Genomic DNA, 25,408 nt, shown 5'->3' on the forward strand with positions numbered 1-25,408 from the left:
ACTGAGGAGGAATAAACTCGTGACAATCACTTTAACTAAGGAAATGCAGCAAATGAAGGAAATGATCCGTAATTTTGTTGAAAGGGAGGTGGAGCCCTTTGCCATACAAATTGAAGAAGAAGATGCCATCCCGGAGCATTTGGTGGAAAAAGCAAAAGACCTTGGCTTATTCGGGATAAGCATTCCCGAACAATACGGTGGAATTGGCTTAAATTCGGTGGGAAAGGCTACCGTATTAGAGCAGTTAGGAAGGACCCATAATGGTTTCGTTTCATTAATAAGCGCTCACACCGGGATTGGCAGTACAGGTCTGGTTAAGCTAGCATCCGAACATTTGAAAAATAAATACTTGCCTGAAATGGCAGCAGGCACGAAAATTGGCGCCTTTGCTTTATCTGAACCCGGAGCGGGATCGGATGCAACCAATTTGGCAACGAGTGCAGAAAAGAAGGGTGATTACTGGGTGATGAACGGGACGAAACATTTCATCACGAATGGGCCGATAGCTGATGTTTATACCGTATTTGCTTTAACGGATAAAGATAAAGGGGCAAAGGGAGGGATTACTGCTTTTTTAGTGGAAAGAGACTTTCCAGGTTTGAATGTCGGCAAAAAGGACAAAAAAATGGGGTTAAGAGGATCATATACCTCACAGGTCATTTTTGAGGATTGTATCATACCAGAAGAAAATGTAATCGGCGAAGTTGGAATGGGATATATCTCTGCACTTAAAATTTTAGGTGAAGGGCGGGTAGGATTGGCTGCAAGAGCAGTGGGTTCAAGTGGTAAATTAATCGAATTATCAGCCAAATATGCAAAAGAGCGCATCCAATTCGGTAAACCAATCGCAGACAACCAAGCGATTCAATGGATGCTTGCTGATATGGCAACCGAAACGGAAGCTGCAAGAGCATTGACGATGATGGCGGCACAAAAGATTGATGAAGGAAAAAAAGTGATCAAGGAAGCCTCAATGGCAAAACTGTTCGCTTCTGACGTTTTTAATCGGGTGGCGGATAAAGCGGTTCAAATTCATGGTGGTATGGGATATATGGCTGAATATCCAGTTGAACGTTTCTATCGGGATGCCCGCATAACGAAGATCTATGAAGGAACGAATGAAATCCAACGTTTAATCATTGCAAGAAATGTCTTGGAAGAGTGTTAAATGTACTGCTTTATTCGGGCAGGCAGTCTTTTGCCCAAGTATCTGGTATTTCAAGGGGGAGGAACGAAATGGGAGAAGATATCGTGATCGTGAGTGCTGTACGAACACCAATTGGTAGGTACGGTGGAGCATTTAAAGAGATTAGTTCCGGTCATTTAGCTAGCATTGCCATTAAAGAAGCGATAAAGCGGGCAAATATTGCAGCTGAACAAGTGGACGAAGTCATTTTAGGGGAGGTTAGGCAAACGACCGAATCCTCGAATGTCGCGAGGGTGGCGGCATTGCGATCAGGGATTCCCGATTCTGCACCGGCTTTTACGGTAAACCGGTTATGTGCATCTGGAATGCAAGCCATCACCTCAGCAGCACAGCAGATAAGCTCAGGTCAAGCAAATATAGTCGTTGCCGGCGGTACGGAAAGCATGAGTCGCGCACCGCTTTATTTAAGAAGTGCCCGTTTTGGGGGAGACAGCACCAAACTAGTTGATTCTAATACTGAAGCTGGGCAGCAACCTCAAGAGATTTATGGGAAAAGTTTGGGGATGGGAATCACCGCTGAAAATGTCGCACAGCGATACAACATTTCCAGGGAAGAACAAGATGCCTTTTCAGTGGAAAGTCAACGAAGAGCGGCGCAAGCGATGGAAGAAGGAAAGTTCAAAGATGAAATCGTTCCTGTCCAGGTCTCTGACAGGAAGAGTACGGTTATCATTGAAACGGATGAATATCCACGCCCGGACACCACAATGGAAAAGCTTGCAAGCTTAAAACCGGCATTCAGGGAAAACGGGACCGTCACTGCCGGTAATGCTTGTGGCCGTAATGACGGAGCGACTGCATTGGTATTAATGAAAGCCAGTGAAGCGGAACGGTTGCAATTACAGCCAATTGCAAAGATTGTCGATTGGGCGACTGCTGGAGTTTCTCCTGAAGTAATGGGGATTGGTCCAGTACCAGCCGTTGGAAAACTTATGGAGCGCACCGGGAAAAAAGTAGAAGAAATTGGGCTTTTCGAATTAAATGAAGCGTTCGCTTCACAGGCATTGGCAGTAATCAGGGATTTATCGTTAGATGAAAACAAGGTTAATGTAAATGGTGGAGCCATTGCACTTGGGCACCCAGTCGGTTCAACGGGCGCCCGGATCGTGACAACACTAATATATGAACTGATTCGCAGAAAAGAAAAATATGGAGTTGCTACACTTTGTGTTGGCGGCGGACAGGGAATGGCCATCATGATTGAAACGATATAGTCCAACGATAAAGGAGTGGAAACCCCATACGTTTCTGCTCCTTTCCGTATATAAGTTGAATCGCGCATAAGTGAGGGGGAGGAAGATTGCCTGTTGAAGTGGAGGATATTCGGAATCAATTCGAAAGTAGTGCATTCTTTTCACATATTGGGTTTGAAATCATCCGGTTTGAAGAAGGTAATGTAACTATAAAGCTAAACATTGAAGAACACTTACTTAATGTCAATGGAACACTGCACGGGGGCATTCATGCCACCATGCTGGATACCATTCTGGGAATGGTGACTCGTTCCGTCACCAAATCTAAAGTCGTGACGACAAGCTTAACAGTACATTATTTAGCCAGCATATCAAGCGGGGAACTATTTGCGGAAGCAAAAGTCCTGCAAAAAGGATACAAAATAGCCTTTACTGAAGGAGAAATAAAAGATGCTGAAGGCAACATCATTGCGAAGGGCACAGGAATTTTTAAAATCATTCGTGATAAATGAGGCAAGGATGATCAAGTTGGCTGACAAGTGACTATGCTCCATTTTAATAGAAAAGAATGAGGTGTGAAAAATTGACTAGAACTTGGCATCGATTTTATCCTAAAGAAACCCCTGCTGAAATTGAGATTCCAGTATTGTCATTATATGGACTCCTTGAACGTTCAGCCCGACTTTACCCAACCTGCAAGGCCGTGATAGATGGGGATCGGGAAATGACATATATGGAATTAAAGGAAGCCTCAGATCGTTTTGCTGTGAATTTAGACAACCGTGGATTTCAAAAAGACGATCGTATAGCAATCATGCTGCCAAATTGTCTAGAATATATCATTGCCTATTATGCCATTCATCGTTTGGGGGGGATGGTCGTTCAAGTGAACCCACTGTATCAGTCAAGTGAATTGGACTATATATTACAGGATTCCGGAGCCAATTGGTTCATTGGGCGTGAGGTACAACGGGGAAAATTAGTGCTAACAAGTTTTTCTGACAGGTTAACGTTCATATCAGCCGAGCAATTAATGGAAACTGGAACTGATTTATCAAGTAAAGATAAGGAACTCCCTGCTCTGGATATCGACCCCAAGGAAGCTGTGGCTGTTCTTCAATATACAGGGGGGACAACAGGGAAATCAAAAGGGGTCATGCTCACGCATTTTAATTTGATCTCGAATGTATTTCAAGACTTTGCCTTCACGGCAAATGCCCTTCAACTCCAAAGTCCTGGCGAACGGATGCTTGGATTGACCCCATTATTCCATGTGTTTGGAAATGGAAGATTGAATAGTGCCATATATGCCGGATCAACTTATATCACATTAGAGAAATTTGAAATAAATAAGGTGGTAGATTTGATTCGAACACATCGGCCAACCATTTTTCCTGGTGTCCCGACCATGTATATTGCTTTATTGAATCACCCGGATTTAACGGCGGACGATTTATGCTGCTTTAAGTACTGCAGCTGTGGTTCTGCCCCGCTCCCGGTAGAAATCATTCAACAGTTCGAAAGAAAATTTCGGGTTACAATATTGGAAGGATTCGGAATGTCGGAAACTTCACCCACTACACACCGTAATCCAGTCATAGGACAGAAAAAACGAGGAAGTATTGGAATTCCATACCCAAATACCGATGCTAAAATCGTCGATTTGAAAACAGGCGTTGATGAATTGCCAGCAGGAGAAAGAGGCGAACTGATCATTAAAGGTCCGCAAGTAATGAAGGGATATTGGAAAAATCAAGAGGAGACGGCAACAGCTTTGCGGGATGGTTGGCTTTACACTGGGGATATCGCTAAGATGGATGAAGATGGATATTTTTATATCGTAGGCAGGAAGAAAGATATGATCATTACAAGCGGTTATAATGTTTATCCAATCGAAGTCGAAGATATTATTTATCAGCATCCAGCCGTAAAAGAGACTTGTGTATATGGAGTATTGGATTCATACCGTGGGGAAACGGTAAAAGCGGCCATAGTTTTAAAGAAAGGAAAGTCAGTGCCGGAGCAGGAAATCAGGGAGTTTTGTGAACAGCGACTGGCCAGATATAAAGTGCCGCGAAGTTTTGAGTTCAGGGAACAACTGCCAAAATCTGCTGTAGGAAAAATATTGCGTAGAATATTAATGGAGGAAGGAGCACAAAGCCCTACTGTAGGGGAAAGATAATCCCATTTCATTTATCGTTAGGAAGCTTATATGAAGCGCTAAATAAGTGAAACCTTTTTTCGAGGTTCCCCTTATTTAGGGTTTTTCTATCATATTCTTTATAGACTATAAAACTACTTTCCTTTTAGGGGAATTTCAAATGAAGTCCCATCCACCAATAATTCATGAGACTCACCATCCGCTATATCATCGGTAGTGAAAGAAAAGGAATCGAGCCGTTCGAAGTTTTCCTCGGGATCAACCAATAAGCCAATGGTGCCTTTTCTCATTTCTCCTGGTTGGTAGTCTGATCGACTTACTTTTTTTGTCCCCATAAAAGTATCTCCGGAATGGATGAAATTTTTAGAAGGCACATCATATGAAAGGTAATCATTGAAAGTAACATTTTCCATGCTGAAGAACTGAAGTTCCTTCGAATCTTTATTTTCAACAGAATAAGTTATCTCTAGATAAGAAACCTCTTCATCGATATCCGTTTTAGACAACGCCGCCTGTTGATCGATTTCCTCCATGGATAAATTCTCTTTATAATATATCGAATAGGCCTCTTCAAAACTCAATCCCGTATAGGGCTTGAGCTCCTCCTTCGCTTCATCTGTGAGTGAAGATAATTGAATCCTGCGGATATCCTTGACTGTGATGACCATGGGTGCCAATTCAAATGATTCATTAATGGACTTCGTTTCTAGTAATGTGAAGGTTCCCCAATTTTTATGGTGAACCTTATCACCGACTTTTTTTAGATGGGTCCCGCCATATTCCTCCACCTCAGCAATTTGAGATTCCTTTGTTTCCGGATTTTTCCCTTTTTCAGTTTTATCGCTCTCGAAATAATTGTAGGCAATTACACTCAAACAAGTAAGCAATAAACCAACCATTGCCGAAATGATCCAACTTTTACGAATACTTCATCACTCCCTGTCTTAACTTTGATGTCAAAGAGTAATATACCTTTTTTTGAAAATGAAGGAAAGAAGAGTGCCCAAGAGATCGTGGGTTTTTATTACCGAAAAATTCCATTTTCCCACTGATTTGAGGTTCCCTGTCCTTGATAATGATTTCTCAGCTACAGTACAAGCCGTTTTATAAAAGAGTCATATTATATAACGAAGGGGAAATCTTGAAAAAATGAGAACATGCTTTTATTCTTCTATTGTTTTTTCATCCCTGGAAACCTCTCTCTAGTAACAAATTATTATAAAAGGAGACGTTTAGGGAATGTGGCCAATTAACAATGGTAAGGAAAGGATACATCTGCCGAATAAAAGTGCAATGCTGTCCCGGCAAGAGATAAAAGCCATTGAGTCCTGGATATCTCAAATAGGGATATTCCAATTTTATAAAACAGCTGGACAAAAAATGTCTACTGCCAGAAAAACGCTAAAGTTCAAGTATAAAATCATTGGGCATGGATTTAACCGGGTCGTCTATGATTTAAATAATGGCTATATATTAAAAGTTGCATTTTCAGAAGTAGGATTAATCAGCAATGCAAACGAAGCCTATATATATAATAACTGTAATGAGAAAGTCAAAAAGTATTTATGTCCGGTTAAGGAGTATGGGACGGGCTGGATTATCATGAAGAAGGTGGACACGAACGTACCGTTTGCAATCAAGGAATATACAAAACTGATCAAGTTGGAATTGAATTTTCTAAGGTACGGAATTATTCCAATAGATTTGCGTTTGGATAATGTCGGATATAACGGGAACGATGAAATGGTTGTCATTGATTACGGTCTATTCACAATGGATCTCAAAAGCCCTGTGCTGCGATGGTTTGTTTGATGATGGAAGGTATCTGCAAGAAAAATATATAATGGAGATCAAATGAAATGATTGAACGAAGCGGTGAATTTTCTGAACTGTTCTTGATTTTATCGAATTATCTAAATGAAAGAAGCATGTTACAATTGGCTTTTTTTTGTGTAACATGCTTTTTTATCCGGTTCAAAGGACCATAACTGATGATACAACGCTTGCCACTTTTTTATCATTTTGAAATAAATCTGCGAGTACATAAGCTGTTTTTTTTCCGATTCGGTCAACTTTTGCTTCAACTTGTACGTCTCCTAATCTTACTGGTCGATGAAAGGTAGTATGTAAATCAATGGATGCGAAGGATTGTCCAATGCTTAATTTAGAAGATATCGCATAAGCCATTATGATATCTGCTGCAGAAGTGACAAAACCGCCCATTGCTACACCATTTCCATTTATAAATTTATCATCCACTTTCCATATTCCCCTTGCAATTCCATCCTGGGCATAATTTGCTTCAATCTGTAACGTAAAATCACAATTCGGTGGCTGTTTACCCTCTGTTATAACTTGTAAAAGCTCGTGTCCTTTAAATGATTCCCCCATTAAATTACCCCCCTTGAATAAGTTGAAACTACAGAATATTCTAACATATATCTTGATGTCAATGAAGTTGTTGATTTACAAATAAAGTAATTAGAGATCCGAAACAAGAAATGTAATTTGGTGGTGGTCTTGATTTCCACTCCAGGAACTCGCTTTCCGCGGGCGGTCTCCCCTAGACACGTTTTTCCCGCAGGGGTCTCGTACCTTTTGTTTCATTCAACTTTGTTTTATTTAGATAGAATCCTTTTGTCTACAAACTAGATAATTTTTGTTTGCCGACAGTCTTTTTTTGTGGGTTTATAAAATGGGAACGTTGATTTCCACTTCAGGCACTCGCTTTCCGCGGGCGGGCGGGAGCCTCCTCGGCGCGCCTGCGGGGTCTCCCATGCCACGCTTTTCCCGCAGGAGTCTCGTACCTTCCGTTCCAATCAACTTTGTGTTTTAAAAGAAAAAACTGTTAGCTGGTCTCATCACGAACCATGTTTAAGACCTGTTTATATTTCATATTTTTTCCTGTACTCCTTAATGGATGGAAGAAATATGCGACACTCCTGCCGAAATACTGTCTAGCCGAGACCCCACAGGCGCTCGTGCCGAGGAGGCTTGGCAGACAGTCGGCGGAGGGAAGCGGAATTCTGAAATCAGCTGTAATGATTTCTAGAAAAAACTGTAGGCTGATCTCATACCGAATTATGTTTGAGACCAGTTTATCCTTTAAGTTTTTTTCACCTATAATCCTTATTGGATGGAAGAAAATTGCGACACTCCTGCCGAAAAACTGTCTAGCCGAGACCCCACAGGCGCTCGTGCCGAGGAGTCTTGGCAGACAGTCGGCGGAAAGGGAGCGGATTTCTGGAATCAGCTGGAATGTTTTCTAGAAAAAACTGCAGGCTGATCTCACACCGAATTATGTTTGAGACTAGTTAATCCTCCTAGTTTGTTTTTTTACTATAATTCTTAATGGATTGAAGAAATTTACGAGACTCCTGTCGAAAAACTGGCTAGCCTAGACCCACAGACGCTTGCGTCGAGGAGGCTCGGCAGACAGTCGGAAAGGGAGCGAATTTCTGAAATCAATTGGAGTGGTTTTTATAAAAAACTGTAGGGAAGTTTGAAGTCAATAATTATCAAAAAAATCAAAAATCTTCTTCTTTTTCTAATTAAATTGTGATAGTGTATGAAATATAGAAGTATTTCCTTCATCTTAATTTTGAAAAGAAGTATTTAATTCGTCAGGAAGGAGTGATATGGTGGAACATCTTCCATTTAAATTATTAGTAAAAGAAAAATTTGATCATTTATCGGCAGGTCAAAAAAAAGTTGCCGCTTACCTGATTGAAAATTTGGATGAAGCCGCCTTTAAAACGGCATTTCAAATTGGCCGGGAAGCGGAGGTTAGTGAAACAACGGTCATTCGGTTTTCCTATTCATTGGGATTTGAAGGGTTTAGTAAAATGCAGGCGAGGATTCAAAAACAGCTGCTGCACCAAAATCAAATAGACTTATCCAACAGTGATTCCATTCTCCGCATTGATGACAAGCAAGATCCATTTACAAAAGTGATAGAAAACGAAGTTCATATTTTAAGACATCTTTTAGATCATACGAACGTTCAGGATATATGGAAAGCAGTCGATGTCTTGATCCAGGCTGACCAAATATTAATTGCAGGGCATCGGATTTCCCATGCCGCAGCCTATTGGTTCTCCTATACGCTAAGTTCATTAAGGGAAAATGTAAGTTTATGTTCACCAACAGGTGACTTCTATGAAAAGTTTTGTAATCTCACTAACAAGTCTGCGTTAGTTGTTTTTTCCTTTCCAAGATATGCGAATGAAACATTAAAGGTTGCAGAGGTTGCCAAAGAACAAGGAGTTTGTTTAATTTCAGTTACAGACCGCCTTCTGTCACCTGTCGGCCGCATCGCTGATATTTCATTGACCACTGAAGAAAACGCAGAAACCGGAACCAATTCAATCGCTTCCGTTATTAGCTTGTTGGACTTGGTCATTGCAGGCATACATCAAAAAGACGCAAAACGGATTTATACCCATCAGCAAAAATTAGAAAGGCTATATTCAAGCTATGAGGTGTTTAATGAATGAGTTTTAACAAAGTTAAAATTCATGTAAAGGAGGAGGGGCATCATCATGGACCCGATTCAATATATTGATCAGCATCAAGAATCATTGATAAAGTCCTACCATGACCTGCATTCTTTGGCTGAGCCAAGTTGGCAGGAGGAAAAAACGTCTTGCTATATTTTAAAATGTCTTATGGAAGCGGGCATAACCGTAAAAACATTTCAGAGCCATTATGGAATTATTGCCGAGATTCCAGGCATTTCAAAAAAGGTGGTGGCATTAAGGGCTGATATGGATGCGCTTGTTCAGGAAGTAGATGGAGTTGTTAAAGCCAATCATTCATGTGGACACGACGCACATAGCACAATGGTTTTATATACAGCATTGGCCATTGCCTCCAGCGGAATCCGGCCTAAACACACTCTCCGGTTTATATTTCAGCCTGCAGAAGAAAAAGGGGAAGGCGCTCTTCAAATGATCCATGATGGCGCGTTGGAGAATGTTACATATTTATTCGGGGCACATGTAAGACCCAGTACGGAGGTTCCTTATATGAAGGCTTCCCCCGTCATTGTCCATGGCTCAGCCGAAACAATAAGGGGTACACTCAAAGGCCTTCAGGCTCATGCATCCCGTCCGCAAGATGGAATAAATGTAATCGAAGCAGCAGCTTTAATTGTCCAAAAATTACAACAGATCAATCTGGTAACCGAAATCCCTTATTCCATCAAAATGACTCAATTTGAAACAAACAATAAAGCATCAAACGTTATCCCGGAAACAGCTGTCTTTGCTATTGATGCCAGAGCGCAGTCAAATGATGTAATGAATGAACTAAATCGCTTAACAAAGGAAGCTTTTGAACAGACAATGGAACAAACTGAAACATCGATCTCCTGGTCTGCGGAAGAATTTGTCCCAGCTGCGACCTTGAATGAAAAGGCGATAAAGCTGGCTGAGGTCGCAATTGCAGATATCCTTGGGAAGGAAAATGTCGTTCCGGTCTGTGTTTCTCAAGGAGGAGAGGATTTTCATTTTTATACAGCCGAAAATCCTGATATAACTGCAACCATGATAGGGTTAGGCTGCGATCTAACGCCTGGTCTGCACCATCCGGATATGAAGTTTAATTTACGAGCACTTATTTATGGAACGAAAATTTTAATTAACACAGTCATGATGGCTGCAGAAGAGTAAAATTTTTGTACTTAAAAAATTAATGAAGGGGTGTTTTATGGAAAATACGGCACAAACATCACAAACCGGGGACCAAACAGCTGCTGAAGAAAAACAACTTGAGCGAAAACTCAAACCAAGGCATCTTTCGATGATTGCAATCGGCGGCACCATTGGAACGGGGCTATTTTTAGCAAGCGGTTCCATTATTCATACTGCGGGTCCTGGAGGAGCTGTGGCTGCTTATATAATTGCCGGGATCATGGTTTACTTTCTGATGACAAGTTTAGCCGAAATGGCTGCCCTTATTCCTATTACAGGCTCATTTAGTACCTATACATCAAGGTTTGTCGATCCTGCATTGGGATTTGCGATCGGATGGAACTATTGGTATAACAATTCAATCGTAGTCGCACTGGAATTAGCAGCTTCCTCCCTGATAATGAAATATTGGCTTCCTTCTGTTCCGGGCATCATTTGGAGCGCATTATTTCTTGCACTCATATTTGGATTGAATATTTTATCGGTAAAAGGATATGGAGAATCAGAATTCTGGTTTGCCATTATAAAGGTTTTGACGATTATCATTTTTATTGCAGTAGGTTTATTAATGATTGTAGGAATCATGGGAGGGGATGACGTAGGTTTTGAAAATATCACCAAAGGGGAGGCACCGTTTAAAGGAGGCTTTTTATCTATTATAAGTGTCTTTATGGTGGTAGGATTTGCCTTTCAAGGTACCGAGTTAGTAGGAATTGCGGCCGGTGAGAGTGAAAACCCGAGAAAAAATATACCAAAGGCCATTAAGCAAATCTTCTGGAGACTTCTCTTGTTCTATGTATTGGCGATAATTGTGATTGGATTTTTAATAAGCTATAATGATCCGCGTTTGTTAAGCTCGGATATTGAAGATATTGCGGTAAGTCCCTTCACTCTGGTTTTTCAAAACGCTGGGCTTGCCATCGCTGCCTCCGTCATGAATATGGTCATTCTTACTTCCGTTCTTTCTGCAGGCAATTCGGCCATGTACGGAGCTTCTCGCGTGCTTTGGGTGCTGGCGAAAGAAGGCAAGGCCCCTTCGTTTCTAAAAAAAGTGAATTCAGGCGGCATTCCAGTGAACGCTGTGTACTTTTCTACCATCGTTGGGATGGCAGCTTTCCTAACCTCTCTTTTCGGTGAAGGCACGATTTATACTTGGTTATTGAATGCTGCAGGATTATCCGGTTTTTTATCCTGGTTAGGAATTTCGATTACACATTATCGTTTCCGGAAGGCATATATTGCACAAGGTAGAGATTTGAAAGATTTGCCTTATGTATCAAAATGGTATCCATTCGGTCCGATATTAGCCACACTTTTATGTGTTACGGCAATATTGGGACAAAATTACTCTGCATTTTTCGGTCCTGAGATTGACTGGTATGGAATTTTAATTTCCTATATCGGGCTTCCTTTATTTTTCCTGGCTTTTCTAGGATATAAAATCGTAAAGAGAACAAAAATGACTCCATTGCAAGAGGCCGATTTCAGTAAAGTGGAATAACCTCTTTTGTATAAAAGCAGGAAAGTATTTCTTATTATGAAAGACCATTTACATGATAGCTCCAGTGCCTCACAACGACATGCCGTCAGCTGTGGACTGCCTTGTCATCTTATGTTGTCAATAAGGGCACTTGTGCTATGCCAAGGAGGTTGACCATGACGAAATCACAGGAAATTATAATTCGTTCTATTCATGGAATTGAAGAACTAGAGGACGTAAGAAAGCTAGAGTCCAGCATTTGGGGAGAAACCGACTCAATCCCCACACACCAAACCTTAACAGCCGTGAAAAATGGCGGTTTGGTTATAGGAGCTTATTGCGAAGGAAAGCTGATTGGATTTCAATACAGCTTTCCGGGATTCAATGGGCAATCAGCCTATCTTTGTTCACATATACTAGGCATAGATGAGCAATTTCGCAACAAAGGTATAGGGGAGAAGTTAAAGTTAGCACAACGTGAGGAAGCGCTTAAGCTCGGCTATTCCCTTATTACCTGGACATACGATCCTTTAGAAAGTGTCAATGGGTATTTAAATATAGCCAAGCTCGGCGGGGTATGCTCCACATATATAGCAAACTGCTATGGTGAAATGGAAGATCTATTAAACAGCGGAATTCCTTCTGACCGCTTTCTTGTCGAATGGCATATTGATAAAAAAGAGACAACGGATTCTAGCGGAGGGGGAATGCCGCTGGACTTTATGATGGAAAACTCGCTTATTCAATGGGATACCATTGAAAAGGGATTACCTGTTCCATCTTTCACTCGCCTGCTGCCTGAACAAAAATGTGAAACAGCTTTTGTGGCCCTTCCAAAGGACTTCCGAACAATAAGAGTCACAAATATTCAAGCGGCCAATGAATGGCGGATGAAAACCAGGGACATTTTTACCGGATTATTTCAGCAAGGATGGCAGGTAACAGATTTTATGAAGAATTCCATGACGGAAATTCCCGTTCAGTTTTATGTGCTATCAAGGAAATGAACTAGAAGAATATATATAATGTTTAGTAATTTCAGGCTGTGTAAGCCTATTAATAAAAAATTTGTAAGACTGTGTCCATTAACAGTTTTATCACAGAAGGAGAATTTCTAAGTGAAAATTAAACAAGTTATTCTAAGGCATCTTAAGCTAGACTTGCTTGAACCTTTTACAACTAGCTTTGGGACGGAATGCGATAGGGATTTTATCCTTGTAGAAGCCATAAGCGATGATGGCATTTCCGGTTGGGCTGAATCGGTTGCGATGCTCGACCCTCTGTATAATGAAGAGACCTTAAAAACAAACTGGCATATACTGGAAGACTATCTAATTCCAATAATCCTAAAAAATGAAATCAAGCATCCTGATGAAATTTCCGAAAAATATTTCACCCATATTCGCGGAAATTATATGGCAAAAGCCGCTTTAGAGGGTGCCGTTTGGGATTTGTATGCTAAAAAGCAAGGTGCTTCTCTTTCAAATGTGTTAGGTGGAACAAAAAAGAAAATTGAAGTGGGGGTAAGCATCGGAATAAAGGATTCGATCGATTCGACCCTGGATATAATTGAAGCTCGTCTCGGTGAAGGCTATAAACGTTTTAAACTAAAAATCAAACCGGGCTGGGATGTTGAACTAATAGACAAGGTACGAAAAGTATATCCTGAAATCCCGCTCATGGCCGATGCAAATTCAGCATATACCTTAAAAGATATAGACCGGTTATCCGCCTTGGATGATTTTAATTTAATGATGATTGAGCAGCCGCTTGCCTATAATGATATCATTGACCATGCAGATTTACAGTCAAGGTTAAAAACACCTATTTGCCTGGATGAAAGCATACACTCATTAGAGGATGCCAGGAAAGCTATTAAATTGGGCAGCTGTAAAATTATTAATATTAAGATTGGCCGTGTCGGAGGTTTGACTGAATCTAAGAAAATCCATGATTTATGCCTTGAACATGGCATTCCGCTATGGTGTGGGGGTATGCTGGAATCAGGCATTGGAAGAGCACATAATATTGCAATCACTTCACTGCCGAACTTCACTCTTCCCGGCGATACCGCAGCTTCCTCCCTCTATTGGGCAGAAGATATCACTGACCCTGAAGTTACAGTGGAAAACGGAATGATCAGTGTTCCAGAATTGCCTGGAATCGGCTATGAACCAAGCATGGAAAAAATCAAAAAGTATACTATACACAGTCAAACCTATCATTTAAGTGAGAATGTTGCTAGAAACGCCTAGGGTGCTACAACATTGCATAAAGGCATGATTCCCGAAAAAGGGAGCATGCCTTTTTTATTTATAATCCACTTTCCATTCAAAATATATTGTAATTCGACCTTCTGCCATGTATGGTGTTATGAAATGCAGATTAGCTTTTCTAATATCCTTTAAAAAGTTATCATAATAGAGTCTTTGTACATTGTATATGTACACATTTATGATACAAAACTGTATGTATAGAAAAAAGGGGTGAGACGATGCGAAATTTACATATTATCTGTGCCGTAATAACCGTCTACCTTTTCTTTTTTTGCTGTTTCTTTCCTTCAGCAGTCCATTCGGAAGCCCAAAAAGTGATACGGGTTGCAGGGGATAATAACTTTCCACCTTTTGAATACTTGAGCGACTCGGGTGTTTATACCGGTTTTAATGTGGATATAATGAACGCCATTTCTATCGAGACTGGCATTAAGTTCGAATATTATCCCATGCCGTGGAACGAGGCAGTGCAAGCTATGCGCTCTGGAAGAGTGGATGCGATTCAAGGCATGAAGTACAATCAAGAACGTGAAGAGTTTTATGATTTTTCAGCTCCGTATTTCACAAGTTCACAAGGCATTTTTGTGTTGAAAGATAATATGTATATCCGAAAAATCGAAGATCTTAAAGGCCGGAAAGTAGCTGTACAAAAAGGAGATGTTGCAAGCGGTCTATTAAGCAAAGTCGATCGTTTGCAATTGGTGGAAACTAATAATCAACAAGAAGCCGTTCAGTCCCTGATAGACGGAAAAGTGGATGCTTTCATTGGAAATCGGATTACTGGTCAATATTTTCTACAGAAAAATGAGCAGCAATCACTCATTAAGATTGTCGGTGAGCCACTTGACACCACAAATTATGCTGTGGCTGTGATGCCGAAAAACAAAGAGTTGCTGACACTATTCAATCAGGCAATTTCTCAAATGAAGAAAGATGGAACGTATGAAAAGATAGAGAAAAAGTGGTTCGGGGAATATATCCTGCCAAATACTCAACGGCTACGCAAAACGCTGTTGTATTTGGAAATTGGTCTTATTCTTACCTTCATTGTGATTTCTCTCATCTTATGGTGGAATCTCAGCCTTAAACGCGAAGTGGCTAAGCGAACCGAGCAAATTGAGCACGTGAATAAAGACTTGGAAGAGAAGATGCTGCTTCTTGAGGAAAACATCAACTTTCAGCAGCAAGTATTAAACAGTGCCTACAGTTCGCTTATTACTCTGAATCAGCAAGGTCTTGTATCGATGATTAATGTTAGGGCCATGGAATATTTGGGGGTGGACGGTAATGTTGTTGGAAAACGTTTTCAGGATCTGCCAACTGCCCGTTTCATCCCGGAAAAGGAGATTAAGGCTGCATTAGAGAAAAAGAGAGTTTTCTTACAAAAGGAAACGGTATGGTCTCATTATGCGAGTGAAAAAAGGCATATAACTTACAGCATGTATCCGATTCAGACTATTGGGGGAGAAAGTGTAGGTGCGGTGTTGAATTTTTTCGATAGTACGGAACAAAAACAACTGGAGAGAAAAGTGGCTCAGGATGATCGATTGCGTTCACTGGGTCAACTCGTGGCGGGTATCGCTCATGAAATAAGAAATCCGTTAACATCCATCCTTACCTATACGCAATTGCTGCCGAAAAAATTTGCAAGCGCAGATTTCCGAACGTTCTTTTCCGAACAGGTCACTAGTGAAATTACCCGACTTAATACATTGATTAACGATTTGCTCGATTATGCCCGCCCTAAAAAATCAGAGCCTGTCACATTTTCGCTGAATGAGGCCATGGCAGGGATTGAGCTATTGCTTAAGCCGAAAATCAAAGAAAAAAACCTGAGCATTGTTCGAGAGTTCGCTGGAGACATTCAGGCAACTGCAGATACACAGCAAATCAAACAAGTACTGGTTAACGTCATTCTTAATGCCATTCAGGCGTCCAATATTGGGGGAACCCTTATTTTTCGGGCATATTATCGGGATATGTTCACTGTCGTTGAAATCGAGGATGAAGGAATCGGCATTTCGGAAGAAGACATTGATAAGATCTTTGAACCGTTTTACACCAGGAAACCAAACGGGGTCGGGCTAGGGCTTTCTATTACGTATCAGCTTGTCAAAGAAAACGATGGCACTATCGAGACAAGAAGTGAAGTAGGAAAGGGAACAGTAGTGACCATTTGTTTACAGCATTAATACAGAAAGGGTGAAGACGATGCACGATATCATGATTATTGATGATGAGCCAACCATTTGTCAGTCACTTACGTTTGCATTGGAAGACCAGTATCACGTTTATTCGTTTACAGACCCACGTCAAGCGCTTCCGCTTCTCGAAAGGGCAGAAATCGCCATCGTTTTGCTGGATTTGAAAATCGGGGGTTACAATGGGATGGAAGTGTTAGAAGAAATCAAACGCCTCTCCCCCTCGACTGTTGTCATTATGATGACGGCCTACGGTACCATCCCATCTTCCGTAGAAGCAATGCGTAAGGGTGCGTTTTCATATGCGACAAAGCCGCTTCATATTGATGAATTGGAAGTGCTGATGCAAAAAGCAGAAGAAGTATACACCCTTCAGTCCAAAGTGAAATGGCTGAGTGAAGAATTGGATAAGGTGGCAGGTGTGAATGGCCTTATCGGTGAAAGTTTGGCAATGCGCAAAATATTCTCCCTCATCGAAAAAGTGAAGGATATCGATTCAAACATCCTCATAGAAGGGGAAAGTGGAACCGGTAAAGAAGTCGTCGCCAGAACAATCCATAATCAAAGCAAGCGCAGAAACAAAAAGTTTCAGGCTATTAATTGTGCCGCCATTCCGACTCACCTGTTGGAATCAGAATTATTTGGGTACGAAAAGGGCGCATTTACAGGAGCGATACAGCGGAAATATGGATTGTTTGTTTTGGCGGAAGGAGGAACAATCTTTCTTGATGAAATCGGTGAGATGGATTTGGCGCTTCAGGGGAAGATTTTGCGCGTTCTCCAAGAGAGAAAGGTAATGCCCGTTGGCGGGATGGAAGAAGTCAGCATCGATGTCCGGATCATTGCAGCGACAAACAGGGACTTGGTTAAAGAAGTAAAAGAAAATCGATTTCGTGAAGATTTATTTTACAGATTGAATGTAATTCCGATTCACCTTCCGGCTTTACGTGAACGAAAAGAGGACATTCCTTTGTTGTTGGAATTTTTCATTGCAAAAATTGGTGATCGAATGGGAAAACCAGTAGAAGGAATTTCCCATGAAGCGCTGCAGCTTTTACAGCAATATGACTTCCCAGGAAATATTCGTGAACTTCAGAACGTGATTGAAAGGGCAATAGCGCTTACGAATGAGTCTTACATACAGAAAGCCGATTTACCTTCCGACATCCAAAAAAACTCGCGCGCATTTTTCGGCAATACCTTAATCCCTGTCTATGTAGGCGAACCGCTTGAAGAAATCGAAAAAAGAGTGATTCTTCATAACCTTGCCGCTTTTAACGGTCATCAAAGGAGGACAGCGCAAACAATTGGCATCGGGGAAAGGACATTGCGGGACAAGTTGAAGAAATATCGGGAAGAAAAGTAGGCGAAAATTGCCGAGCGGCAATTTTCGCCTGCTTTTTATTTTGAATATATCTGAATTTTCCACTGTTTTTAGGGAGATGGAGCTGGCATGAAACTTGCTTAAATAAAATTGTAGTAAACCATTAATCAGAATGGGGGGGGGATAGATATACACCATAATGGTCTACAGAGCTCAACTGGAAGTTACAGTGCGGCGAAAGCGGGGATGTGCGAAATGCATCAGGTAGTATAAGTCAATAGCCTATCAAAATTTAACGAAAACAAAAAGGACAAGCCATTGCACCAGATCTTTTAATATACTACAACCCGAATTTTATTGGCGATTGCAAATATGGAGTATTTTTATTTATGGGGAGGAAAAATAAATGTATGCGTTACCAAATATGGATTTATGGAAAGGCAGAACAGATAGTCTAATAGATAAAGATGAATTTAGAATTCATCAAATAGTTAAAGATAATCAGACAACATCAATAAATAATACATGTGGAATAATAGGGTTCTCATGTGAAGAAGGCGTACGCAGGAATAAAGGAAGACTTGGAAGCAAAGAAGCTCCCAATGAAATACGTAAATCCTTATCTTCTCTATCTTGGCATGGCCAATCAGCAGATAGTCTAATTGATTTCGGAAATATCATTTGTGAAAATCAACAGTTAGAAGCAGCACAAGCTGAATTGGGAAGCCACGTAGAGAAAATATTAACTAAAAATATGTTTCCCGTTATTTTGGGGGGCGGACATGAAACCTTTTATGGTCATTATCTAGGAATTAGGTCGAGTGTTGGACCCAATGCCAAAATAGGCATTCTTAACATTGATGCTCATTTTGACTTACGCTCATATGAAGAAATAACTTCTTCTGGAACGATGTTTAAACAAATATTAGATAATGATCATAAAGCTAGTTATTTGCCTATTGGCATTCAACGTTATGGAAATACAAAAAAATTATTTGACACTGCAACTACTCTTGGTTGCTCTTGGATATTGGAAGAAGAATTAGTAGATGGGAAGTCTGAGGAAAATGAAATTAAAATTCTGAATTTTATAAACCAACATGATTATATTATATTGACACTTTGTATGGATGTTATAAACGCTTCTGAAGCACCGGGTGTTAGTGCCCCCTCCTCATTTGGTCTTACTGGAAAAATGGTTAGACAATTGATTCGCAAGATTACTTCACATCCGAAAACTATTTCATTTGATATCTGTGAAGTGAATCCATCATTAGATTGTGATAATCGCACTGTAAAACTAGCTGCAAACCTAATAAATGAAGTATTCATGTGTGTGGAGAGGAGATAGACGATATGAACATCGAGATTAATCAAACGATCACTATTTTTTTAGCGATACTGCTTTTAGCACTAGGCGGTATTATCGTTAAGAATGTCAAATTATTTAGACACTTTTGTATCCCTGCACCTGTTGTCGGGGGGTTACTTTTTGCAATCGTAGCTACAAGTCTTAAAACCTTTTTAAATATAACCATTTCATTGGATACGGCACTCCAGGGATTATTCATGTTAACGTTTTTTACATCTGTTGGATTGGGTGCCAGTTTTCAATTAGTAAAAGTCGGCGGTAAATTATTATTAATATATTGGTTGTTATGTGGGTTTCTGGCATTTGCTCAAAATTTAATCGGAATTTCTTTAGCACCCGTTTTTGGGATTGATCCATTGATTGGTATGATGGCAGGAGCAATTTCCATGGAAGGTGGCATAGGTGCAGCTACAGCATTTGGTGGTACGATTGAATCGCTGGGAATTCAATCTGCCCAAGCTATTGGAATAGCAGCAGCTACATTAGGATTAGTATTTGGTGGATTAGTTGGAGGTCCAACTGTAAAGTATCTAATTAATAAACATAAATTAACACCAAGTAAAAAGGATATTGAAATTCAAGAAAAGAAAGAAATGGAAGACAAAATAGAATTGAATGTAGCTTCATTTATGAAACAAGTATTAATTCTGACATTTTGTATGGCTTTAGGTTCATATCTAGGAGAGTTATTTTCGGCGAAGACAGGTTATGTTTTACCGAATTATGTTGGAGCAATGATAGTGGCTGTAATAGTTAGGAATATTTTAGATAAAATAAATGGAAAAATTATCGAAATGCCTAGTATTAATTTTATTGGAGATATCACTTTAGGTATTTTCTTATCGATGGCATTAATGAGTATAAAATTATGGGAAGTTGCCGACCTTGCTTTACCAATTATTTTAATTGTGGTGATACAAGTAATTTTCATTATACTTTTAAGCATATTCATCATGTTTCGCTTTCTTGGCAAAAACTACGATGCGGCAGTTATGGTTGGAGGGTTCATCGGACATGGTATAGGGGCTACACCAAATGCTATGGCAAATATGTCAACAATTACTGCGAAATATGGGCCTTCAAGTAAAGCATATTTAATCGTTCCGATAGTCGGTGCATTTCTTATAGATGTTTTTGCCATGCCGATCATCATCATTAGTATTAATCTATTTAAATGATAATTTGTTCTTAATTAATAGTTTATCGGGATTATTAAGGCATGGAAAAAGTGGGTTTACTGCAAAGCCCGCCTTGGTCAAAAAATGGATTGGATATAGTGTTACCGAATGTTTTAGGAAATACCAAAACATTCGGTATTGATTTTTTTATTCCGAAATAGCCCATGTAGCAGGTAATTCACAATGGTTTCTCTGTATGATAATTAATGCACCGGAATCCTATCAATTTCAAGTAGGCATCATCTACCATGTGTGTAGCCTGATTTAGTAAGAATGATGCCGCGATGATCAGAGATAAGTAGAATAAGCTCTGTTATGCCTCTCTGATAATAGTATCCATCCTGGACGAAATTGATTTGTACAGAAAAAATTTAATAATTAAGGAGGGGAATCGTTGTCATATTCACTAGAAATAATAAGGAAAAGTGAACAAAAAACGAGTCTTTGGTCTGGTGGTAAAACAACTCAACTAGCCATTTATCCTGAAGAAGCTGATTACTCGAAGCGTGATTTCAAATGGCGGATAAGTACAGCAGATGTCGAGGTGGACGAATCCTTATTTACTCATCTTCCAGGCATTCAGAGAATAATCATGATCCTTGATGGTGAAATGTCGCTGCAATATCAGGGGAAAAACGGTGTACATTTAAAGCCATTTGAAAAGGATCGGTTTGATGGAGGCTGGACAACCCGCAGTATTGGAAGGGTCACTGACTTTAATTTGATGTTAGCGGAAGGATGCGAAGGAGACATTAGCACGATTAATGTGAATGATGGAACCCATGCTGAAGTGTTGGATAATGGGGAAGCTTCGAAAAGGACCGACGCCTACTATTGTTTCAAAGGAAAGAGTACAATGAGTATCGATGATCAAGAGACTATTGTTTTAGAGCAAGGTGACTTGGTAATCTTAAACATAGATCATTTCTGCAACCATTTAAATATAAAGTTATCAAATCACGATGACGACTCCACGGCAACAATTATTAAGGTAAGTATTTTTTATTGATAGAGAAATTCTGGGTTGTCAAAGCATCCTTCTCATATATAAATTGATTGCACCCCAAAGATGAGATTTGCCGTCATCACGTACACTGCCCAATGGTTGACAAAAGGTTCTGCCGATCACGTACCTTTTTTAGAGTAATAATGCATCTAAGATTATATTTGTAGAAAGAGTTTACTTAATGATATTTTTTAATAATTAATCAGAGCTGGCCTAGTCGACTAAGTTTGTATCAAAAGGGGTTCCATCTGGAGTTTTAAACAAAGTTGATTGGAGCGGGTAATCGAGACTCCTGCGGACCGCCCGCGGAAAGCGAGTGCCTGAAATGGAAATTAAGGTTCATATTTTATGTAGGCTATCTTAATTAATATCGAGTTTGTCTACAGCCTTAGCCGTCCTTAGACGGCTTTTTCTTTTTGAAATAAATGGACAGATTAGTTGGTGTTAAAATAATTCAGTCACTTCAGGAGATAAAGTGTCTATTATATGATTAAATTATTTTGATATATCCAAGCCCTTAATTATTTGTGAATATTTGGTATGTGAAATCAAATTAAAACACTTACATTTCCTTTTATCTGTGCATAATTAACTGAAAATATAAAATTATCTTTAAATTCAAATAATTCAGTGTTATTATCTTATAAGAATATTTAAACTATTAAACTGGAAGGTGAGGGAACTCATATGTCACAGATGTTGGCTTTAGTTATTGTAATTCTGATTTTATTTGTAGGAGACATAGTGGCGGTTCGAACAAAAGCATGGGTACCTTCCGTTTTCATTTCAGCAATCCTGTTTCTATGTGGTTATTGGACATTCTTCCCGCAAGACATCGTTTCAATAGCAGGTGTTCCACCGGTAGTGGCAACCATGATGATGTACCTATTGATCACGAATATGGGAACATTGCTTTCAATAAGGGAATTGGTAAATCAATGGAAAACGATTGTAATCTCCTTATCTGGTATTTTTGGAATTGTTGCACTATTATTCGGAATTGGCATACTTATATTTGATCTGCAAACTGTCCTTGTAGCGATTCCGCCTTTAGTGGGCGGGATGGTATCCTCAATAATCATGTCGGAAGGAGCGGCAGACGCAGGACTTACAAGCTTGTCCGTTTTTGCCATTGTTATTTATGTAATGCAAGGCTTTGCTGGATATCCTTTAACTTCAATTGTCTTGAAGAAAGAAGGGAAGAAGCTTTTGGGGCAATATCGCAATGGGCAATTAACGGTAAAAAAGAGTGATACTGCAGGCGCTGCAGAAGGCATGACTGAACTTAAGCTGTTTAAAAAACTTCCTGAAAAATATAATACGGAATATTTTAAATTTTTCAGACTTGCTGTTGTTGCTTTTCTCGCTTACCTTGTTTCGACTGGGTTAGCCCCAATTATATCCATAAATGCATTTGTTCTTTGCTTACTATTCGGGGTTGTCGGAAAAAGTATCGGTTTCTTGGAAAGACAGACTCTGCAAAAAGCAAATGGATTTGGATTTGCCATCATGGCCCTTATGCTTTTCGTCTTTGATGGATTAAAAAATGCAACACCAAGTATGATGATGGAGATTCTTTACCCACTTGTTGTTTGCATTTTCTTAGCTGTGATTGGCATGTATATATTCTCATTCATTGCAGGGAAATTGTTAAAAGTCAGCAAAGAAATGGCCTTTGCTGTATCTTTAACAGCATTATACGGATTTCCAGCCGATTACATTATTACCAATGAAGTCGTCAATTCATTAACAAAAGACGAAAATGAAAAAGAAGCATTGCTAAGTCATATGCTGCCGCCAATGCTTGTTGGTGGATTTATATCGGTTACAATCGTATCGGTTATTTTGGCAGGAATATTCGTACAATTCTTGTGAAATAGGAGGGATTCTAAGTGAGTCTTATCGAACGTATAGAAAAGCAAATAAATGATTTAAGCGAATTTACATCAACACCCGGAAAAGGGACTACCCGGCTTACTTATAGCAAGGAAGACTTACTTACACGCAATTATATTAAAAATAAAATGATGGAATACGGTCTAACAGTACAGGAAGATGGGTTTGGAAATATTTTTGGAAAGCTTGAGGGTACTTTAAAAGATGCACCAAGCGTTATGGTCGGTTCACATTTTGATTCCGTACCAAATGGCGGTGCGTATGACGGACCAGCTGGTGTAATTGTCGCTCTTGAAGTGGCTGCCTTATTTGCAGAAAATCAATTAACACCTAAATATCCATTGGAAATCGTTGCCATGATTGAAGAGGAGGGTGCTCGTTTTGGCGGAGGACTAATGGGTCGAGAGGAATAGTGGGAACGCTTAGTGAGGAAAGTTTTAAAAACTTAAGGGATGAAGAAGGTATCACAACGATTGAAGCGATGTCAAAATTGGACTGGATCCATCTCTTCCGAAAAGGAGAAATCCCAATAAAATTAAAGCATTTCTCGAATTGCATATAGAACAAGGACCTATCCTTGAAGAGAAGAATATCCCCATAGGTGTCGTTGAAGCTATTGTTGGTTTAACTCAATTTGAAGTAACCATTGAAGGTAAGGCCGGACATGCAGGCACAACCCCGATGGATCGCCGTACGGATGCACTGGTTGCTGCCGCTCAAATTATTTCTCAATTACCGGGCTTTGCAATTGAGGAAGGAGAAGGAACGGTTATCACGACAGGACGACTGAATGTTTTACCAAATGGAGCCAACGTCATCCCAAATAAGGTCGTATTTTCGGTAGATATTCGATCAAGCAAGGAAAAACATATTAACAATGTCATCAAGCGGATGAAGGAATTGATCGAATCCTATCATGGAAAGGGGATCCATACAACTGCGGAACAGCTGTTATATATGCCGCCAAAGGTATTGAGCAATGAAATTAAAGCTTTGTTAAAAGATAAAAGTTCTGATTTGGAAATTCCATACTGCTCCATTAATAGTGGTGCAGGTCATGATGCGATGGTTTTTTCCGATGTTACTGATGTTGGCATGCTCTTTGTTCCAAGTAAAGCAGGACTAAGTCATTGTCCGGAGGAATGGTCTGATGCACGTCATTTAGCAAATGGAGTGCAAATCTTTTACGAAGTGGCTAAAAGTTTAACGGAGGTAGAAAAAAATGATTAATCAAACGATAAAAGAAGCGATTCATAATTATAGTGATGAATTAACAGAAATACGCAGAAAACTTCATAGCGAACCTGAGTTATCATGGGAAGAAGAAAAGACAACTGGCTTTATTTGTGAATACCTTGAGAAATTAGGGATCTCTTATCGAAAAGCGGAACCTACAGGTGTCATTGCAGAAATTAAAGGCGGTAAACCTGGAAAGACCGTAGCATTAAGAGCAGATATGGACGCCCTTTCTGTTGAAGAATTAAATAAAGACTTGCCGTATGCTTCAAAAGAGGAAGGAAAAATGCATGCATGTGGTCATGATGCACACACATCCATGCTATTAATTGCAGCGAAGGCACTAAACGAAATAAAAGAAGAATTACCTGGGAATGTGCGCTTAATATTTCAACCAGCCGAAGAAGTAGCAACAGGTGCAAAGGAAATGGTTAAACAAGGGGCCGTTGAAGGGGTTGATAATATTTTTGGCATACATATATGGTCGCAAATGCCAACAAACAAGGTCGCTTGCACTCAAGGACCTTCATTCGCTTCAGCAGATATCTTTACAGTAACATTTAAAGGAAGAGGGGGACATGGTGCAATGCCGCAGGACTGTATCGATGCAACTATTGTCGCCTCTTCATTCGTCATGAATGTACAGTCCGTCGTATCAAGAACGGTCGACCCCCAAAATCCCGCTGTTTTGACAGTAGGAAAAATGGTCGTTGGCACACGATTTAATGTCATTGCAGAAAATGCCGTCATTGAAGGGACTGTCCGTTGTTTTGATCCTAAAACACGTGACCATATTGAAGAACAGCTCCAGATTTATGCTGAAAATGTTGCTAACATTTACGGTGCGACCGCAAAGGTTGATTACTACCGTGGCACGCAAGCTGTCATTAATGATGAATATAGTGCCAAACTAGTGCAAAAGGTGGCCACACAAGCGTTTGGCGAAGACGCAATATACAATGAAAAGCCAACAATGGGTGGAGAAGATTTTAGCTTCTATTTAGATGAAGTACCCGGAAGCTTCGCTTTAGTTGGATCTGGAAACCCTGAAAAGGATACGGAATGGGCCCATCATCACGGGAAATTCAACATCGACGAAGATGCGCTTTCTACCGGTGCAGAACTTTATGCTCAATATGCATGGGCGTATTTGAACGAATGACGGACTGGATAAAAGAGGGGATA

19 protein-coding genes and 1 pseudogene are annotated in these 25,408 nt (G+C 40.0%); 18 read left to right on the top strand and 2 right to left on the bottom strand.

The window, feature by feature from the left end:
- Window positions 1-19: 19 nt before the first annotated feature.
- The 4 genes from ACIQYG_RS18705 (at window position 20) to ACIQYG_RS18720 (ending at window position 4,582) form a co-directional block, all read left to right on the top strand.
- Window positions 20-1,168: an acyl-CoA dehydrogenase family protein gene (locus ACIQYG_RS18705; protein ID WP_402840838.1), complete on the top strand. Its 1,149-nt coding sequence runs from the start codon at window positions 20-22 to the stop codon at window positions 1,166-1,168.
- 68 nt (window positions 1,169-1,236) lie between these two features.
- Entirely contained in the window at window positions 1,237-2,421 is a 1,185-nt protein-coding gene (locus tag ACIQYG_RS18710; protein WP_402840841.1) for a thiolase family protein, read from the top strand.
- An 86-nt stretch (window positions 2,422-2,507) separates the two neighbouring features.
- Window positions 2,508-2,912, top strand: coding sequence for a PaaI family thioesterase (locus tag ACIQYG_RS18715; protein ID WP_063576637.1), 405 nt, complete (start codon window positions 2,508-2,510; stop codon window positions 2,910-2,912).
- A 71-nt stretch (window positions 2,913-2,983) separates the two neighbouring features.
- Window positions 2,984-4,582 (top strand): long-chain-fatty-acid--CoA ligase, encoded by a 1,599-nt coding sequence (locus ACIQYG_RS18720; protein WP_402840844.1) that lies wholly within the window; start codon window positions 2,984-2,986, stop codon window positions 4,580-4,582.
- A gap of 113 nt (window positions 4,583-4,695) precedes the next feature.
- On the opposite strand, the gene ACIQYG_RS18725 is transcribed toward ACIQYG_RS18720, so the two are convergent.
- Complete coding sequence (locus ACIQYG_RS18725; protein WP_402840847.1) at window positions 4,696-5,460, bottom strand: hypothetical protein; 765 nt, start codon at window positions 5,458-5,460, stop codon at window positions 4,696-4,698.
- 340 nt (window positions 5,461-5,800) lie between these two features.
- On the opposite strand from ACIQYG_RS18725, the gene ACIQYG_RS18730 reads away from it, so the two are divergent.
- Window positions 5,801-6,373, top strand: coding sequence for a hypothetical protein (locus tag ACIQYG_RS18730; RefSeq protein WP_402840849.1), 573 nt, complete (start codon window positions 5,801-5,803; stop codon window positions 6,371-6,373).
- Window positions 6,374-6,535: 162 nt separating this feature from the next.
- On the opposite strand, the gene ACIQYG_RS18735 is transcribed toward ACIQYG_RS18730, so the two are convergent.
- On the bottom strand, window positions 6,536-6,952 hold the full coding sequence (locus tag ACIQYG_RS18735) for a PaaI family thioesterase (protein WP_402840852.1): 417 nt from the start codon (window positions 6,950-6,952) through the stop codon (window positions 6,536-6,538).
- Window positions 6,953-8,199: 1,247 nt separating this feature from the next.
- Here ACIQYG_RS18735 and ACIQYG_RS18740 point away from each other — a divergent pair.
- The 13 genes and pseudogenes from ACIQYG_RS18740 to ACIQYG_RS18800 all read left to right on the top strand — a co-directional run bounded on the left by ACIQYG_RS18740 (window position 8,200) and on the right by ACIQYG_RS18800 (window position 25,385).
- Window positions 8,200-9,057, top strand: a complete 858-nt coding sequence (locus ACIQYG_RS18740; RefSeq protein WP_402840854.1) for a MurR/RpiR family transcriptional regulator — start codon at window positions 8,200-8,202, stop codon at window positions 9,055-9,057.
- 45 nt (window positions 9,058-9,102) lie between these two features.
- Entirely contained in the window at window positions 9,103-10,233 is a 1,131-nt protein-coding gene (locus tag ACIQYG_RS18745) for an amidohydrolase (protein ID WP_402840857.1), read from the top strand.
- 37 nt (window positions 10,234-10,270) lie between these two features.
- Window positions 10,271-11,755 (top strand): amino acid permease, encoded by a 1,485-nt coding sequence (locus ACIQYG_RS18750; RefSeq protein ID WP_402840859.1) that lies wholly within the window; start codon window positions 10,271-10,273, stop codon window positions 11,753-11,755.
- A 155-nt stretch (window positions 11,756-11,910) separates the two neighbouring features.
- The gene (locus tag ACIQYG_RS18755) at window positions 11,911-12,741 is read left to right on the top strand and encodes a GNAT family N-acetyltransferase (RefSeq protein ID WP_402840862.1); all 831 of its coding nucleotides are present in this window, start codon (window positions 11,911-11,913) and stop codon (window positions 12,739-12,741) included.
- 111 nt (window positions 12,742-12,852) lie between these two features.
- A complete protein-coding gene (gene menC, locus ACIQYG_RS18760; RefSeq protein WP_402840864.1) occupies window positions 12,853-13,989 on the top strand; it encodes an o-succinylbenzoate synthase in 1,137 nt (378 codons plus the stop codon).
- Window positions 13,990-14,228: 239 nt separating this feature from the next.
- The gene (locus ACIQYG_RS18765) at window positions 14,229-16,202 is read left to right on the top strand and encodes a transporter substrate-binding domain-containing protein (RefSeq protein WP_402840867.1); all 1,974 of its coding nucleotides are present in this window, start codon (window positions 14,229-14,231) and stop codon (window positions 16,200-16,202) included.
- Between the two features lie 19 nt (window positions 16,203-16,221).
- Window positions 16,222-17,577 (top strand): sigma-54-dependent transcriptional regulator, encoded by a 1,356-nt coding sequence (locus ACIQYG_RS18770; RefSeq protein ID WP_402840869.1) that lies wholly within the window; start codon window positions 16,222-16,224, stop codon window positions 17,575-17,577.
- A 364-nt stretch (window positions 17,578-17,941) separates the two neighbouring features.
- A complete protein-coding gene (gene hutG, locus ACIQYG_RS18775; protein ID WP_402840872.1) occupies window positions 17,942-18,886 on the top strand; it encodes a formimidoylglutamase in 945 nt (314 codons plus the stop codon).
- A 5-nt stretch (window positions 18,887-18,891) separates the two neighbouring features.
- Entirely contained in the window at window positions 18,892-20,085 is a 1,194-nt protein-coding gene (gene gltS / locus ACIQYG_RS18780) for a sodium/glutamate symporter (protein ID WP_402840875.1), read from the top strand.
- Window positions 20,086-20,479: 394 nt separating this feature from the next.
- Window positions 20,480-21,094: a HutD/Ves family protein gene (locus ACIQYG_RS18785; protein ID WP_402840877.1), complete on the top strand. Its 615-nt coding sequence runs from the start codon at window positions 20,480-20,482 to the stop codon at window positions 21,092-21,094.
- Between the two features lie 684 nt (window positions 21,095-21,778).
- Window positions 21,779-22,966, top strand: a complete 1,188-nt coding sequence (locus ACIQYG_RS18790; RefSeq protein ID WP_402840880.1) for a hypothetical protein — start codon at window positions 21,779-21,781, stop codon at window positions 22,964-22,966.
- 17 nt (window positions 22,967-22,983) lie between these two features.
- A pseudogene (locus tag ACIQYG_RS18795) lies at window positions 22,984-24,217 on the top strand (allantoate amidohydrolase).
- Window positions 24,210-25,385, top strand: a complete 1,176-nt coding sequence (locus tag ACIQYG_RS18800; RefSeq protein WP_402840883.1) for a M20 family metallopeptidase — start codon at window positions 24,210-24,212, stop codon at window positions 25,383-25,385. Before ACIQYG_RS18795 ends, ACIQYG_RS18800 begins: the two are co-directional and overlap by 8 nt.
- Window positions 25,386-25,408: the final 23 nt, after the last annotated feature.

The sequence above is a fragment of the Peribacillus sp. NPDC096622 genome, from assembly GCF_044762665.1.
GTDB classification, from domain to species: domain Bacteria; phylum Bacillota; class Bacilli; order Bacillales; family DSM-1321; genus Peribacillus; species Peribacillus frigoritolerans_B.

What these genes read in the sequence shown, in the direction of transcription:
- ACIQYG_RS18710 (WP_402840841.1), top strand. Translation starts at nt 1,237, where the DNA reads ATGGGAGAAGATATCGTGATCGTGAGTGCTGTACGAACACCAATTGGT.
- ACIQYG_RS18725 (WP_402840847.1), bottom strand. Translation starts at nt 5,460, where the DNA reads ATGGTTGGTTTATTGCTTACTTGTTTGAGTGTAATTGCCTACAATTAT.
- ACIQYG_RS18730 (WP_402840849.1), top strand. Translation starts at nt 5,801, where the DNA reads ATGTGGCCAATTAACAATGGTAAGGAAAGGATACATCTGCCGAATAAA.
- ACIQYG_RS18735 (WP_402840852.1), bottom strand. Translation starts at nt 6,952, where the DNA reads ATGGGGGAATCATTTAAAGGACACGAGCTTTTACAAGTTATAACAGAG.
- ACIQYG_RS18740 (WP_402840854.1), top strand. Translation starts at nt 8,200, where the DNA reads ATGGTGGAACATCTTCCATTTAAATTATTAGTAAAAGAAAAATTTGAT.
- ACIQYG_RS18745 (WP_402840857.1), top strand. Translation starts at nt 9,103, where the DNA reads ATGGACCCGATTCAATATATTGATCAGCATCAAGAATCATTGATAAAG.
- ACIQYG_RS18750 (WP_402840859.1), top strand. Translation starts at nt 10,271, where the DNA reads ATGGAAAATACGGCACAAACATCACAAACCGGGGACCAAACAGCTGCT.
- ACIQYG_RS18755 (WP_402840862.1), top strand. Translation starts at nt 11,911, where the DNA reads ATGACGAAATCACAGGAAATTATAATTCGTTCTATTCATGGAATTGAA.
- ACIQYG_RS18765 (WP_402840867.1), top strand. Translation starts at nt 14,229, where the DNA reads ATGCGAAATTTACATATTATCTGTGCCGTAATAACCGTCTACCTTTTC.
- ACIQYG_RS18770 (WP_402840869.1), top strand. Translation starts at nt 16,222, where the DNA reads ATGCACGATATCATGATTATTGATGATGAGCCAACCATTTGTCAGTCA.
- hutG (WP_402840872.1), top strand. Translation starts at nt 17,942, where the DNA reads ATGTATGCGTTACCAAATATGGATTTATGGAAAGGCAGAACAGATAGT.
- gltS (WP_402840875.1), top strand. Translation starts at nt 18,892, where the DNA reads ATGAACATCGAGATTAATCAAACGATCACTATTTTTTTAGCGATACTG.
- ACIQYG_RS18790 (WP_402840880.1), top strand. Translation starts at nt 21,779, where the DNA reads ATGTCACAGATGTTGGCTTTAGTTATTGTAATTCTGATTTTATTTGTA.
- ACIQYG_RS18800 (WP_402840883.1), top strand. Translation starts at nt 24,210, where the DNA reads ATGATTAATCAAACGATAAAAGAAGCGATTCATAATTATAGTGATGAA.